This is a genomic window from Buttiauxella sp. AC038 (assembly GCF_979253565.1).
Genome location: NZ_CEEDCQ010000001.1, coordinates 2,169,369 through 2,184,166 on the forward strand (window position 1 = coordinate 2,169,369; position 14,798 = coordinate 2,184,166).

Below are 14,798 nucleotides of genomic sequence, written 5' to 3' on the forward strand. Positions count from 1 at the left end.
AAACGGGGCCGTATCTATGTTTCGCAGGTCGGATTAGCGAAGCGACATCCGACACTGGAGTTAACAAAACTTAAAAATCATATCCCACGGTTGCAATAACAGAACGCTCTGCACCCCAGTAGCAATAGCCGGTACCGTAACAGCCCGCAACGTAATCACGGCCTGTCAGGTTGGTGGCATTAACTTGTACGAAAGCCCCTTTCAAAGATGGCGTCCACGCACCCATATCGGCACGTACCATCGCATCAAGCAGAGTGACAGAAGGTACACGCAGGGTATTCTCGTTATCTGCCCATTGCTTGCCAATGTAGCGTACACCAGCACCCAGACTGATACCTAAGTCGGCTTTGAACATTCCCCACAAGCTTGCCATTTGGTCAGGCGTCACATACGGCGTGTTGCCGTCGTTACCGTCGATTGCATCTTTAAAGCGTACTTTGTTGTACGTGTAACCAGCGATGGTTGAGAAACGCTGATTCCACTGCGAACGCGCTTCCAGCTCAACGCCCTGCGAATGAACTTTACCTGCTGGCTCAAAATAGCTGCCCTGAACTACACGGTTACCGACATCTTTTTGTGTCAGGTCGTACAGCGCAACGGTATACATATCTACTGTGCCAGCTGGCTGATATTTCACACCCGCTTCGTACTGCTCGGCAGTGGTCGGCTTCAGCAATTTGCCTTCAGCATCAGGCAGAACCTGCGGTGTAATTGCCTGGCTGTAACTGACGTAAGGAGAAACCCCGTTGTTGAACGCATACAGCAGGGAGGCACGTCCGCTGAAATGATCATCGGTGCGGTTATCTGTCACGTCACTGTCAATGGCTTCAGCCACGATATGGCTTTTGGTCACCATATGGTCGTAACGACCAGAGAGTGTCATATGCCACTGATTCCACTTCATATCATCTTGTAAATAGACGCCGGTTTGTTCGTACTGACGCTTACCTGCTTTGGTCAACAGACCCTGGTTGATAGTGGAGTAAGTCGGGTCACGCGGATCGTAATAGTAGAAACCGCCAGGTCCACCGGACTCGCCCGTCCATGGGTTTAGGTTGGTGGTATAAGCAGAATCGTCAGACAGGTTATTGGTGTATTTATGGAACTCCCCGCCAAGCACCACTTTGTGGTCCAGTTCGCCGGTTGCGAAATCTGCTTCCAGTTGGTTATCGATGGCGTAAGCGTCGAGAGACGAGGTTTCACCGCTGTAATAACGCATCAATTCGTCGTGCGCGGCATCTGCCCAGCCAATCTGGTAAGCCTGCTTGAGGCCCACGTTTGAGTGGGTGTAGCTGGCGTTGGAGCGGAACGCCCAAGTGTCATTAAAGCTATGAGCGAACTCGTAACTGTAAATCTGCTGGTGGCGTTTGAATTCGTCATTGCCCGGTTCTACATCAGAGAAGCCGGTGCTGAGTTTACGGCCAGTAGACGAATAGAGACTACCATCTGCCGGAACCGATCCGTGGAAGCCACCTGAAGGATCTTTTTCCAGGTATGCACGCATCACCAATGAGGTATTTTCGCTCGGCTGCCATAACACAGACGGGGAGATGGCATAGCGTTCTTCACGGGTTTTCTCATACTGGGTATCACTATTTTTTGTCATACCGATGAGGCGCCAGGCCCATTCATCGTTAATCGCATTGGTATAGTCGAATGCGGTGCCGGTGGTATTGTTGTTACCGTACATGGCGCGAACGTGGCCTTCCTCAATGAACTGCGGTCGCTTTGAGGTCTCCATTACCAGTCCGCCAGGAATGGTTTGTCCGTAAAGAGCTGAAGAAGGCCCTTTGATAACGTCAATACGCTCAAGGAACCATGGATCAACCTGCACCACGTTGTAGCTGCCGCCGTCACTCATCAGGCGCAAGCCATCAAGGAAGATGTTATTCACATCACCGCCGTGGAAACCGCGCAGTGCGACAGTGTCATAACGAGTTGCACCACCAGCAAAACCAGTGAAAGCACCCGGTGTGTAGTTGAGCGCGCTGTTTACAGATAATGCACCCTGATCATCAATTTGTTGACGAGTCACGACAGACACCGACTGACCGGTAGTGATTAACGGCTCATCAGTTTTAGTAGCACCACGACTAACCGTCGCGCTGTAACCCTGAGTTGGGCTGGTGGAGGTTTCTGTCAGTGTGTCGGTCACAATAACGGTATCTTCCGCCATCGCGTAGGTTGGAGCAGCAAGAGCAAGCGCGCAGAGTAAAGCGGAACGCTTTACGGTAAATGCCAGTTTCATTTTATTATTTTCCCGAGAATGTCTTTTTGTTATCACCTGAAGGGCCGATCTGTGTCGGAGAGGTTGGTATAAATTCAGGCGATCTTATAACGAATAGGAATGCGAATTATTATTGTTATTGTTTGTGTAAGCAAGTGCAAATATTGGCAGGTAGAGAATTAAAACCCATGAAAATATTGGTGTTTTTACAGAGGAGTACGACCCTTTCCATGGGAGAGGGTCTAAGGGGAATCGGTGGTGGGAGAATTTTTACTCCTTCTCCTTGAGAGAAGGAGAAGGAGGGAGTGAGGCCGTTGGAACGACGTTACTGGGTTGAGGCCGCAGTAGGTTTCGTAGTTTCAGTCACAGGCCCCGGTGTTGCTGAAGGCAATTTATCCGGTGTGGAATCGCAGGGCTTCTCTTTACCGCATAACAAATCGAGCATTTTCAGCGTCACGCCGTTGGTCCAGCCAAAACCATCCTGGAGAGGATATTCTCCGCCACCACCGCCCGTACCCGTGCTGGATACATCATACTTTTCAACCAGTTTCTGTTCGCGGTTGTAGGTATGCTGCACATTGGTGAGGAAGCGCCAGGTGACTTCCATGGCTAAATCTTTATGCCCATAGTTCTGCAGCCCTTCGGTGGCTACCCATTGCAAGGGAGCCCAGCCATTTGGGGCATCCCACTGCTGGCCCGTTTTCAGATTGGTTGTCGCAAGCCCACCGGCTTTCAGCAGTTGCGCACGGGTGATGGTTGCCATTTTGTCCGCGCGCTCTTTCGAGGCCGCATGCACATAAAGCGGGAACAGTGCGGCGGCGGTCAACTGAGAACGAACAGCATTATTTTTGAGATCGTAATCGGCATACCAGCCCTGTTTGCTATTCCACAAATGCGCTTCCATAGCTTTCTGGCGAGCATCTGCCAGTTGCTGGTATTGCGTTGCTGCACTGGTGTCTTTCGCTACAGTGCTGGCGTGCGCCAGCGTTTTTTCCATCTGGAATAACAGGGCGTTTAAATCCACCGGCACGATTGAGGTGGTGCGAATCGAACCAAGTTGTTCTGGGTTATCCATCCAGCGAGAGCTGAAATCCCAGCCCGAGGCGGCAGCGGCACGCAAATCACGATAGATTTCTGTTGCCGGGCGATTCGGGTTGTTCTTCGCGGTAGTCACATCATCCAGATAAGATTCTGTACGTGGCGTATCTCTGTCATCCCAATAGCGGTTCAGGACTGAACCATCTTTAAGTTTCACCACGCGCAGGTTTTCAGAACCCGCTTGCAGCGTATCGCTGCCCTGCATCCAGTAGGCGTACTCTTTTTTCAATTGCGGCAGGTAAGTGATGTAGGTTTCATCACCATTATGGCTGGCCAACAGTTTGACCATAAAGGCAAAGAACGGTGGTTGCGAACGGCTTAGATAATAACTGCGGTTGCCATTGGGAATATGCCCCCAGGCATCAATTTCATGGGCAAAGTTGTCCACCATATCCTGCACTTTGTCCCAGTGACCGCTTTCTGCAAGCCCAAGCATGGTGAAATAGCTGTCCCAATAATAAACTTCGCGGAAACGCCCACCGGGTACGACATACGGCTTAGGTAGCGGCAGCAACGAGTCCCATTTATCAACGCTATCTGTGGTGCGCGTTAGCACCGGCCACAGGCTATCGATATGTTCACGCAGCGTCTGTCCTTCAGGTGGAACATATTTTTCACCCTCGCGCGGCAAGGTGAAGTTCACATTCACAAAATGACGTAAATCGAAGCCAGATTGATTGCGCTGCATGCGGTAGTCCGCAAGGATCATTAACGGATCGTTATTAGGAACCGCATCTGCAAATGTCTTTTGGTCAGGGAATAATTTTGCAGTCTGGACATCGGTAAATAACGGGCCAAGGAGCACATCTGGTGGCTGGGGCTGCGGTTGTTGTTCGTCAGCCGCCGAAGCGGGCAAGGTAAAAGCGACGAACGCACAACCGATAGCTATTTGAATCGCAAGCAATAAACTACGAGGACGGCGCAAAGCAGGATTTATCATCTATTGTTCTCCTTTTCATGATCGCGTGAAGTTTTAGCGATCAACCCTATGAAAACCTTAGACGAATTTGCGGGCAGTACCAGGTGCCATGTCGCATATTAAAGGAAAGCAGATAATTTACCGGTGGCACTGGCTCTTACCCTTGCGGATTAATCAACCATGTTCCTGCTTTTTCCACAGACAACGTCATGTTTCGCGTCTGGTTATTATCACGCAGGGTAATCTGATATTTTCCGGCAGGCAGTTGCAGGAAACCATAACCATTGGCCCCCGGCGTGATTTTTTCTGTTTTGCCATTCACATTCAACTCTTCACCGTCATTCATGCGGACATAAACGCGCGCCAGCATACCCTCAGTGGCGGGGAGAGCAGCTGGAGTTGCCACCGCCTGGACTTTTTGTACCGCGGGTGACTCAAGTTTAGCTGTCTCGGAAGTCGGTGTTGTCGAGAAATGGCCACCAAAAATAACCGCACCTACAGCCACGCCGACCAACACACTGGCCGCTATCTGTAGTGGCAATTTGTAGCGTTTGCGTAAAGGAGACAGCGGGGTAATCTCTGCATCTTCCAGAGCAACCAACATGGTCCCTGGTTGTTTTAGCGATGCGAGGCCATTGATACCGCTCATCGGAATCTCGGCAAGGGCTGCAAATTCAGCAATAGATTGCGGGCGGTCTTCAGGTTTTAGCGCCAGGGCGTGATCGACGGCCTGCAACAAACTCTGGGAATAGCCTTCAGGGCGATTCTTCGCGAGCTTAACGCAAGGGTCCTGAATCGTGCGGGTAACACTGGCTGGAGGGCAGGTGCCTGTTATCAACGTATAAAGAATGGCGCCGAGTGCATAGATATCAGTCCACGGCCCTAGTTGGTTTTCGAGATCGTCAGCGTACTGTTCCAGCGGGGCAAAACCAGGATTAAGCGGCGTTTTAATCTCGTCGCTGTTTTCTGAATTGGCGCGCAGTGGAGCACCTGCATTAAGTAGCAGCGGCGCTCCGTTGTCCTGAATTTGAATACTGCGCAGGGACAAATCACGATGAATAAATCCTTCGTCGTGCAATGTTGCCAGCGCCCCGCACAGCATCGGCAATATCCTGCGTAACCAGGCATCGTTGATGATTTCAGGATGTTGTTGATGAAGTTCGGCAAGCGTCATACCGCTGGAGTAACGTGTTGCCGCATAAGCGGTTTCGTTTTGCGTCCAGAAGCTTAAAACCTGAAGCAGGTTTGGGTGGTTGAATTGCGCAAGCTGACGAGCCGACTGCACAAAACGATTCATACCCGAGCTGAATGCCTGGCTATCTTGTTTACTGCGCAAAACCAGCTGCATATTGTCGCTACGTATGGTCAGCGCACGCGGCATAAACTCATTGATAGTTACCGGTCGTTCGAGTTGATGATCCCACGCTTTATAAACCACGCTGGTGTTGGTGGACTCAGTCACTTTCTGAATTTCAAACTCGTCGAAACGGAAACCTGGTGGCAGAGCATCGGGAAGTTCTTGTTCGTAATCTTTATCAGTCATGATGGCCTTTCTCTGCACGAAATCGACGAATGTTCACAGGTTATTTCTGGGTGCGCCATGCGCCCACCGCCGGATCACGCAATTGCGGACGCAGGGAGTCAATCAACAGCAAGGTAATAGGTGTATCTGGCGCAAGCAATGCCGACCATACTTTGCGTACTTGGTTTAAACGCGCCTGGATTCCAGCCTCATCAACCGTCATTTCACGCGGAACTTCAACAGCCACGGTTCCGGTGGCTTGCCAGCCATTTAGCTCGGAGTTATAGGGCAAAATCATCCAGCTCTGCGGCGCGTGTTCATTACTGACGACCATGCGTTCATTGTTCAGGCTGGTGATAAGCAGGCTGTCAGAACCCGCATCGGCGCTCAGTCCACTGACCGGGAAACCATGCACGAAGGTCATCTCATTGCGTTTTTCACCGTGAATACCGCTTTGAATGATTTCACTACGGCCATTCAGCCAGCCGCCGTTTTCACATTTCCCGTTAGGGATAAACATTGCCGAAGCATTGGCGTCACCTTGCCAGAAGGTGCGCAGATGGCAGCCATCCTGCAGCGTAAATTCTTGCCATGGGGTGCGGTCTGCTAAAGGCGAGCTCTCATTGGGAAGTGGCAGTGTGTTTGGTTCACCTGAAACTACCGGCGCAACAATGACTGCCCAATCACTGTTTTTGGTCGCAGTGCCGACGGCAAGCGTCTGGCCTTGCGGATCTTCCAGTTTCCAGCTCACCAGTTGAACAGAGCTACACTGGCTTTCCAGCAAGGTGCCAAGACGCGGCATAAAAACGTTGAGCACAGACGGATTTTTATCGCCATTGGCTACGATTCGTAAGGGGAGTTCGGCAGCACACCAGCTCTGTGGCGTGTTGTTTTGCACATCATCTATCCAGACATCCAGCTTTTGCGAAGGAGACTGAACGATACGATAGTTCCCAGCCCATACGGTTGTAGATGCCAGCAACAGCGCCAGACCCGAAAGCCAGAGTTTCATAGAAATCCTTGTTAGCCGAGCAATATTAAATAAAAGGCCGTGACACAAAATGCCTTTGATTAATCAATAATCCAGGTGCCGCTGTTAGCGTTCTGACAGGCTTTGCTGGCGTCATCGACGGCAACACAAGTCGTTTTCTTAGAAGCCTTACGCGGACGTGGGCGATCTTTTTTTAGCGCCTGAGCATACAATTCACTTTTGACCAGAGCACGTGCAGGAACATAGCCCAACATTTCTTGTTTATCTTGCTCTGCAATCGCGAGCCATTTGTTCTCGACCTCGCCAAGCACGGTATAACTTTGTCCGTTTTCAAGGGTACTTATCACTTTCCCACCAAAATCCGGCTTGCTCAAAATAGAGCCCGGATAGAGTGCCCGATAACTGGCGTTAACTGGGGTAAACTCTTGTGGCGCGGCTACAGCGTAACGGTGTGTGAGGGTGACGCCATTGATTTCACTAGTCACGATAGTATCGTCCGTCATTTTTGGCGGCGGTGCTTTACAACCCACTACAGTGGCAACAACAGCAAGGATCAACAGGCTTCGCAATTTCATCGTAACTTTCCCTGAAAATATGATTCAAACCTGGTCGCCGGGAGGAGGTAAAAATGGCGAAGAAGAAATCCAGGAATCTGAAGAATTATTCACACTGCTTATACATAGTAACTTTAATTTTACATCGCTTGATTCACAATTCAATGCTGATGTAACTGATTGACATCATTAAGTGTTAAGTGGGTCAAGAACAGGGTCTGCAATGATAATTCACAAGTTGAATGTTATATGCTTAAAGCTAACCAGTAGCATATATTATAAAACATGATTTCAATTTTAGGACTGAGTATGACGATGGAACCGTTATTGCCTAATATCTGCGATTTTATTGCACATGTTTCGCCACTTAACACGCTCCCGGTGGAGGCGCAAAATGAAATCGCGCGCTCCATCAGCATTAGCTATCTGGCGGTTGGCGAGACGCTGCCTTTCGATATTGCGGCTGTTGAGCGCTATCTCTACATCGTACGTACCGGTTCGCTTGAGCAACGCTGGAGCGATGGGGTGCTACGTGCCCGTCTGGGGCCAGAAGACTTGTTTGGTTTCACCTTCCTTGAAGGGATTCCGGGTAACCCTGAAGATTGTTACAACGTCACTGCTATCGAAAACACGCTGCTCTATCAAATCCCACACAGCGTGTTGAAATCGATGCTGCAAAAATATCCCCAATACGCGACACACTTTTCGATTAACGCTCATGAACGCCTGAATTGCGCGATGGACGTCGTATGGAGCGATGAAGACAAAGGTATGTTTGTGCGTAAGGTTGCGGATCTGGCGAGCAACACGATTTCCGTCGTTGATGCTAGAACGTCCATACAAGAAACGGCCAGGCAGATGCGCTGGGTCGATCGCTGCTCAACGGCAGTGATAATGGATGATGATAAAATCATTGGCATCATCAGTGACCGGGACATGACGCGACGCGTAGTGGCGGAAGGTTTTGATATTTCACGCCCGGTTAGGGATGTGATGACCGCTGCACCGATAACTGTTTCATCGGGTGATCTGGTGATGCATGCGGTGGCGCTGATGATGCGCCACGGTGTCAGTAGCTTGCCGGTAGTTGATTGTGAAAAACCAGTTGGCCTACTGACGGCTTCGCATTTGGTGCAGCATCATCGCGTGCAGGCCATTTTCCTGATCGAGCGTATTAACCACTGCCAATCTGTCGATGAACTAGCCGTTCTTAAAGTTGAACGCCAGGCAATATTCGAAGCGTTGGTGGAGGGGAATTTGCGCAGTGGCGTGGTTGAAATGGTGATGTCGATGCTGATGGATGCCTTCACCCGCAGGTTAATTGAACTTGCCCTCGGCGAGTTTGGCGAGCCACCTTGTGAATTCTCATGGATAGTTGCAGGCTCGCACTCCCGAAATGAAGTTCATGTTCATTCCGACCAGGATAGCGCGATTATTTTGCCCGACAATGCAGGTATTGAAGAGCAAATGTGGTTTTTACGCTTTGCCCGATTTGTTTGCCTGGGGCTTGATGAGTGTGGCTATCCATTATGCACAGGCCATTTTATGGCTTCTGAGAGCCGTTGGTGCCAGCCGCTGTCGGTATGGCAAGCCTGTATTCGCAAATGGGTCACTAACCCGGAATATACGCAGCTATTGAATGCCACAGTATTTCTGGAAACGCGCGCATTTTACGGCAACACCTGGCTGCATGATGCATTCCAGCAATCCTTGCTGAACGATATTGCGGCTCATCCTGGCTTCTTACGTTCACTCACCCGTGATTCGGCCAATACTTCGCCGCCACTTGGTATCTTTAACAATCTGGTGCTGGAAAAAAGTGGCAACGACAGTAAGACACTTAACATCAAACGCTTTGCACTAACGCTTATCATCGACTTGTCGCGGATATACGCGCTGGCAGCAGGGAGCAGTGAAACCAACACCGAAGCGCGTTTCCGTGCCGCACGAGATAAAGGATTAATGTCACCCGGTGGGTGTACTGACATCATTGATGCTTTTCATTTTTTAACCCGGCTGCGTTTTAACCACCAGTTGTCGCAGCTGCGTAAAGGTATTACCCCCGATAACCAGATTGATCCGCGTGAGTTTGGCAGCTTTGAGCGCAAGCATCTGAAAGATGCCTTTCGAATTATTGCCCGCCAACAAGAGCTGGCCCGTATGCTGTTTGTGAAGGGGTAATAATGAGTTTTCTATCGCGTATTTTTCCGCCTTCACGAGAAAATCGTTTGCAGACCGAGCGCGAGCAGTGGCTGCGTGTGCCAGGCCTGAGTCATGCATTGAAACGCCTATTAGATACCCCAGTGCCGGATTTCAACGCGACCGTAACTGATGTTCCCTGGTTGGTGTTTGATTTTGAAACCAGCGGGCTTGATGCCACTACGGATTGTATTTTGTCGATTGGCAGTGTGGTTGCCGAAAAAGGGCAAATCGGGCTTGCGAGCGCGCAGCACCACTATATTTCCACCGGTAATCCAGTGAATGCGCGTAGCGCGATTATCAATCACATCACCCCGGAAATGCTGCGCAAGGGCATTGCCCAGGATGAAGCCATGGAGGCTTTGTTCGCGAGCCTTACGGGGCGAGTGGCAGTGGTTCATGGCCGAATGGTTGAGCGGGCATTTATTAACGCCTGGCTATTTACGCGTTACGGGCGAGAAGGGCTGCCCTTATTGTGGATTGATACGCTGGAGCTTGAACGACGTCATCAGCAAGCGGCAAGACGCATGCAGAATGACTTGCGGCTATCGAGTATTCGCCGTGATTACCATCTTCCTGACTATCCGGCACATCATGCATTGTGCGACGCGGTGGCGACAGCAGAAGTACTACTGGCCCAGATCCGTGCGCGCTCGCATAGCCATGATTTACCGTTGAAGGCGTTTTTGTGCGATTGAAGTAAAATCTGGGCTGAGGCTTGAATTAATTGCTGAGACTGCGGTGCAGTTATAATTTAAACCTCAATAAGTTTAATTTATGGTGATTTAACTCACAGATAAGCTCATTACTATTAGACAAATATATCCATTGCAATAATGTATTATTATGTTTAACGAGAGTTGATTTATTATGATTATCGTAATTAATTCATATGCAATCTCTAAGTGGTTCAACATTGACACCATTATCGTCAACCATCGCCCCTAGTACCCCTCCTGATTAATGCGATATAAACAAGCGCAGATACTGCGTCATCTGTTTTGTTTCGCATGCCCCAAATGATTATGTCCTGTTGGCGAAATACTCACGCCTGATTTCCTATTTGCCTTTATCTGGCAAAGTTTAGGGTTATGGCGGTAATTCTGCCTATGTTTGTGCGGCATAATACCATTAAGGGATACATACAGCTTATGACAGCCATTCATAATAGGTGAATGACTGCGGGTCCTGCTATATATAAATATGATTAAGGATTTTACAATGAATAACTTCAAACATTTGCCAGAGCCATTCCGTATTCGTGTCATCGAGCCTGTTAAACGCACTACCCGTGAACACCGTGAAAATGCCATTATAAAATCAGGTATGAATCCATTTTTGCTCGACAGTGAAGATGTTTTTATTGATTTACTGACAGACAGTGGTACGGGTGCTATTACCCAGAATATGCAGGCTGCAATGATGCGTGGCGATGAAGCCTACAGTGGAAGCAGAAGTTATTATGCCTTAGCCGATGCGGTTAAAAATATTTTTGGCTACCAGCACACTATTCCTACTCACCAGGGGCGTGGTGCAGAGCAAATTTATATTCCTGTATTAATCAAAAAGCGCGAGCAGGAAAAAGGGCTGGACAGAAGCAAAATGGTTGCGTTCTCAAACTATTTCTTCGACACCACCCAAGGGCACAGTCAAATAAACGGTTGTACCGTGCGTAATGTTTATATCAAAGAGGCATTTGATACCTCCGCTCGCTATGACTTTAAAGGTGATTTTGATCTCGAAGGGTTAGAAAAAGGAATTGATGAAGTCGGGGCCAGTAATGTTCCTTATATTGTTGCTACAATCACCTGTAATTCTGCTGGTGGGCAACCTGTTTCAATGGCAAACCTGAAGGCGATGTATCAGCTTGCTAAAAAATATGACATTCCGGTAGTCATGGACTCAGCACGTTTTGCTGAAAATGCCTATTTTATTCAGCAAAGAGAAGCTGGCTATAAGGACTGGAGCATAGAGGAAATTACCCGGGAAACATATAAATATGCCGATATGTTAGCCATGTCTGCGAAGAAAGACGCCATGGTTCCAATGGGTGGATTACTCTGTATCAAAGACGATAATTATTTTGATGTTTATACCGAGTGCAGAACGCTTTGTGTTGTCCAGGAAGGCTTCCCAACGTATGGCGGTTTAGAAGGCGGCGCAATGGAGCGCCTTGCAGTAGGGCTCCGTGATGGCATGAATCAAGACTGGCTGGCTTATCGCATCGCGCAGATTCAATATTTGGTAGACGGCCTTGAAGCTATCGGTGTTACCTGCCAGCAGGCGGGTGGCCATGCTGCATTTGTTGATGCGGGTAAATTACTGCCGCATATCCCTGCAGAACAGTTCCCGGCTCAGGCACTTGCCTGTGAGCTATACAAGGTTGCAGGTATTCGTGCAGTTGAAATCGGTTCATTCTTACTGGGCAGAGACCCTAAAACAGGCGAGCAATTACCATGTCCGGCAGAACTGCTCCGTTTAACCATTCCGCGGGCAACCTATACCCAATCACATATGGACTTCATAATTGAAGCCTTCAGTCATGTAAAAGAAAATGCAGTTAATATTAAGGGATTAACTTTTACATACGAACCAAAAGTATTACGCCACTTTACCGCTAAGCTCAAAGAAATTTAATTAATTACAATCTACCTGGGATGGTCACATTTCCCGTGGCCATTCTTTTTCTGCTTGAAGGTATATAGATAAAGAAAAATAACATTAAATAGGAGGCCATATGGAAGATAACTCCAGTACCAAGCATTCATCTTTTTGGGGAATTATGGTTATTGCAGGAACCGTAATTGGTGGGGGAATGTTTGCTTTGCCGGTTGATCTTGCCGGAGCCTGGTTTTTTTGGGGCGCATTTATATTAATAATATCTTGGTTTTCAATGCTGCATTCCGGTTTGTTGCTATTAGAGGCTAACTTAAACTATCCCGTAGGCTCTAGTTTTAACACGATCACAAAAGATCTAATTGGTAATAAATGGAATATTGTAAGTGGAATCACTGTTGCCTTTGTTTTGTATATATTAACGTATGCTTATATTTCGGCAAATGGTGCGATTATTAGTGAAACCATTAGAATGAATTCTGGGGTTAACATGAACCCGAGGGTTATAGGGATTTCTACAGCTGTTTTTGTTGCTTGTGTCTTATGGTTTAGTTCGCTTGCGGCCAGCAGGATTACCTCTCTATTTCTCGGCATAAAAATAATTGCTTTTGTTATTGTCTTTGGTTCACTTTTCTTTCAGGTGGATTATTCGATATTAAGTGGCACAGGTGAGGGTGGTGAGGTTATGCAATCATACTTCCCTTATATTTTTATGGCGCTACCTGTATGTCTGGCCTCCTTCGGTTTTCACGGCAATATTCCTAGCCTTATCATCTGTTACGGAAAGAAAAAAGATAAATTAATAAAAAGTATTGTCTTTGGTTCTTTACTTGCTCTGATTGTCTATCTGTTTTGGTTGTACTGTACGATGGGTAACATCTCACGTGATAATTTCAAAGGGATTATTGCCTCAGGTGGGAATGTTGACTCTTTGGTAGGTTCATTCCTCGGAACAAACCAAAGCGGTATGATTGAGTTTTGTTTACTTCTTTTTCTAACCTGGCTGTAGCAAGCTCCTTTTTTGGCGTCACGTTAGGGTTGTTCGATTTTCTGGCTGACTTATTTAAATTTGATAACTCACATATCGGTCGGCTTAAAACAACATTACTCACTTTTCTACCCCCGGCACTATTATATCTGATTTTCCCTAATGGTTTTATTTATGGCATAGGCGGTGCCGGACTCTGTGCAACAATCTGGGCGGTCATCATTCCTGCCATTCTTGCATTAAAATCAAGGAAAAAGTTTCCTGAGCAGATCTTTACAGTTTGGGGTGGCCGAGTCATTCCCGCTGTGGTTATTGTCTTTGGGGTGGTTGTGATTTTTTGTTGGTTTGGAAATATGTTTAATATCTTACCCAAACTTGGATAATAAAAACTATGCCGGATAGAAGTCACTGTCTCCCAGACTCGACTCGTCCGGCATCTCTACCTGTAGTGATGTGATTGCCTGTCGTGCACTTGAAGTTTTGGGTTGATTAAGGTGTCCAGCTTGCGGTCAGCCCACTGCTGACCGCGGTTATAAGCGTTACTTCAGCGCTTCTCCCTGAGTGTTAATGACTCCCGCCCGATTAAGAATATTTTCTATTTCAACCTTCATATCTTCAGTTAACGGCGTGGCAGGTGGCAACGAATACACCGGGATATTCAGGCCTACCAGGCGCAGGGCATATTTCACCGCGTTGTAAAACGGCAAGTCCATACTATAAAGCGGTGGTATCCAGGACAGCGATTGTTGCAATTCAATGGCCCGGGAAAGATCTTGTTTGCGCCATGCATCAAGGATCCCACAGGTCAGTTGCGGGGCGAAGTTCGCGCTGGCAGGGATGCAGCCATCACCACCAAGGATCAATGTTCCCAGCAGGTATTCATCGTAACCGGCGAATATCGCAAAGTCGGGTCTGTCCGCTTTCACTGCGTGGATGGTTTCACGAATATGGGACAAGGTATCAACGGTATCTTTTAGCCCGACAATATTTGGGCAGCTTAGCGCCAGCTCGCGAATAACATGCACCGGGATAGCCTGGCCTGTCAGGGCGGGGAAGTTATACAGAAGAATTGGCAACTCAAGCGCGCTGGCGATGGTTTTGTAATGACTCAGCAGATTTGCATCACTTAATGGGTTGTACCACGGGTTGACCACTACCACGCCACTGGCACCCAGTTTTTGGGCATGAAGCCCGGCATCAATAGTCTGTTGCGTGCCACAGTGGGCAATCCCTATCAAAACGGGTTTTCTACCTGCAACCTTCTTTATACAAAACTCTGCAACCTGTGCCCGCTGTGCTTCAGACATATGGGCAAATTCCCCGGCGCTGCCGAGAAAGAACAGGCCATTAACAGGCGATGAGACCAGGTGTTCAATTAACATTGCCTGTGCGACACCATCAAATTCACCATGCGCATCAAACAATGTGGGAACCGGGGGGATAACACCACTAAAACGAGGTTGCTTCATTAGCTACTCCTGCAGGTTTTTGAGTTTATTGTCCGTGAAAAGCTCATTGCTTGAATCTGTGAATGGCATTAATTGTAGCGGAACGAGAGATTGTGAAAGCCGATTATGTCGCATTACTGAACTGTTGTTTTAATTACGTACATTAATCGTTCGGGGAAAGGGTTTGCGACCATCTGGAGATGATGGCCGCAGGTAAATCAATATGCGAGGTGGTG

At 48.2% G+C, this 14,798-nt stretch carries 10 protein-coding genes and 1 pseudogene; 5 read left to right on the forward strand and 6 right to left on the reverse strand.

All coding sequences use genetic code 11. The features are described from left to right. Positions 1-70: 70 nt before the first annotated feature. From AC0IXI_RS10350 to AC0IXI_RS10370, 5 genes are all read right to left on the reverse strand, one after another. Complete coding sequence (locus AC0IXI_RS10350; protein ID WP_134182136.1) at positions 71-2,248, reverse strand: TonB-dependent siderophore receptor; 2,178 nt, start codon at positions 2,246-2,248, stop codon at positions 71-73. A 304-nt stretch (positions 2,249-2,552) separates the two neighbouring features. Further along, positions 2,553-4,265, reverse strand: a complete 1,713-nt coding sequence (locus tag AC0IXI_RS10355; protein WP_471682352.1) for an alpha,alpha-trehalase — start codon at positions 4,263-4,265, stop codon at positions 2,553-2,555. Between the two features lie 136 nt (positions 4,266-4,401). Next, entirely contained in the window at positions 4,402-5,787 is a 1,386-nt protein-coding gene (locus tag AC0IXI_RS10360; protein WP_471682353.1) for a serine/threonine protein kinase, read from the reverse strand. A 40-nt stretch (positions 5,788-5,827) separates the two neighbouring features. Next, on the reverse strand, positions 5,828-6,778 hold the full coding sequence (locus tag AC0IXI_RS10365) for a hypothetical protein (RefSeq protein ID WP_471682354.1): 951 nt from the start codon (positions 6,776-6,778) through the stop codon (positions 5,828-5,830). Positions 6,779-6,837: 59 nt separating this feature from the next. Then, the gene (locus tag AC0IXI_RS10370) at positions 6,838-7,332 is read right to left on the reverse strand and encodes an SH3 domain-containing protein (RefSeq protein WP_134182144.1); all 495 of its coding nucleotides are present in this window, start codon (positions 7,330-7,332) and stop codon (positions 6,838-6,840) included. A gap of 288 nt (positions 7,333-7,620) precedes the next feature. Between AC0IXI_RS10370 and AC0IXI_RS10375 the strand changes: the two genes are divergently transcribed. From AC0IXI_RS10375 to tnaB, 5 genes and pseudogenes are all read left to right on the forward strand, one after another. Further along, entirely contained in the window at positions 7,621-9,492 is a 1,872-nt protein-coding gene (locus AC0IXI_RS10375; protein WP_471682355.1) for a putative nucleotidyltransferase substrate binding domain-containing protein, read from the forward strand. Between the two features lie 2 nt (positions 9,493-9,494). Beyond that, positions 9,495-10,208 carry an exonuclease domain-containing protein gene (locus AC0IXI_RS10380; RefSeq protein ID WP_471682356.1) on the forward strand — a complete coding sequence of 238 codons (714 nt, stop codon included), beginning with the start codon at positions 9,495-9,497 and terminating at the stop codon, positions 10,206-10,208. Between the two features lie 172 nt (positions 10,209-10,380). Next, complete coding sequence (locus AC0IXI_RS10385) at positions 10,381-10,458, forward strand: tryptophanase leader peptide (protein WP_134183203.1); 78 nt, start codon at positions 10,381-10,383, stop codon at positions 10,456-10,458. A 273-nt stretch (positions 10,459-10,731) separates the two neighbouring features. Further along, on the forward strand, positions 10,732-12,147 hold the full coding sequence (gene tnaA / locus AC0IXI_RS10390; protein WP_413498970.1) for a tryptophanase: 1,416 nt from the start codon (positions 10,732-10,734) through the stop codon (positions 12,145-12,147). A 100-nt stretch (positions 12,148-12,247) separates the two neighbouring features. Beyond that, positions 12,248-13,497: pseudogene (gene tnaB, locus AC0IXI_RS10395) on the forward strand (low affinity tryptophan permease TnaB). A gap of 156 nt (positions 13,498-13,653) precedes the next feature. Here tnaB and AC0IXI_RS10400 read toward each other — a convergent pair. Then, positions 13,654-14,583, reverse strand: a complete 930-nt coding sequence (locus AC0IXI_RS10400; RefSeq protein WP_134182152.1) for a dihydrodipicolinate synthase family protein — start codon at positions 14,581-14,583, stop codon at positions 13,654-13,656. Between the last annotated feature and the right edge of the window lie 215 nt (positions 14,584-14,798).

What these genes read in the sequence shown, in the direction of transcription:
- AC0IXI_RS10380 (WP_471682356.1), top strand. Translation starts at nt 9,495, where the DNA reads ATGAGTTTTCTATCGCGTATTTTTCCGCCTTCACGAGAAAATCGTTTG.
- AC0IXI_RS10370 (WP_134182144.1), bottom strand. Translation starts at nt 7,332, where the DNA reads ATGAAATTGCGAAGCCTGTTGATCCTTGCTGTTGTTGCCACTGTAGTG.
- tnaA (WP_413498970.1), top strand. Translation starts at nt 10,732, where the DNA reads ATGAATAACTTCAAACATTTGCCAGAGCCATTCCGTATTCGTGTCATC.
- AC0IXI_RS10355 (WP_471682352.1), bottom strand. Translation starts at nt 4,265, where the DNA reads ATGATAAATCCTGCTTTGCGCCGTCCTCGTAGTTTATTGCTTGCGATT.
- AC0IXI_RS10375 (WP_471682355.1), top strand. Translation starts at nt 7,621, where the DNA reads ATGACGATGGAACCGTTATTGCCTAATATCTGCGATTTTATTGCACAT.
- AC0IXI_RS10385 (WP_134183203.1), top strand. Translation starts at nt 10,381, where the DNA reads ATGATTATCGTAATTAATTCATATGCAATCTCTAAGTGGTTCAACATT.
- AC0IXI_RS10350 (WP_134182136.1), bottom strand. Translation starts at nt 2,248, where the DNA reads ATGAAACTGGCATTTACCGTAAAGCGTTCCGCTTTACTCTGCGCGCTT.
- AC0IXI_RS10365 (WP_471682354.1), bottom strand. Translation starts at nt 6,778, where the DNA reads ATGAAACTCTGGCTTTCGGGTCTGGCGCTGTTGCTGGCATCTACAACC.
- AC0IXI_RS10360 (WP_471682353.1), bottom strand. Translation starts at nt 5,787, where the DNA reads ATGACTGATAAAGATTACGAACAAGAACTTCCCGATGCTCTGCCACCA.
- AC0IXI_RS10400 (WP_134182152.1), bottom strand. Translation starts at nt 14,583, where the DNA reads ATGAAGCAACCTCGTTTTAGTGGTGTTATCCCCCCGGTTCCCACATTG.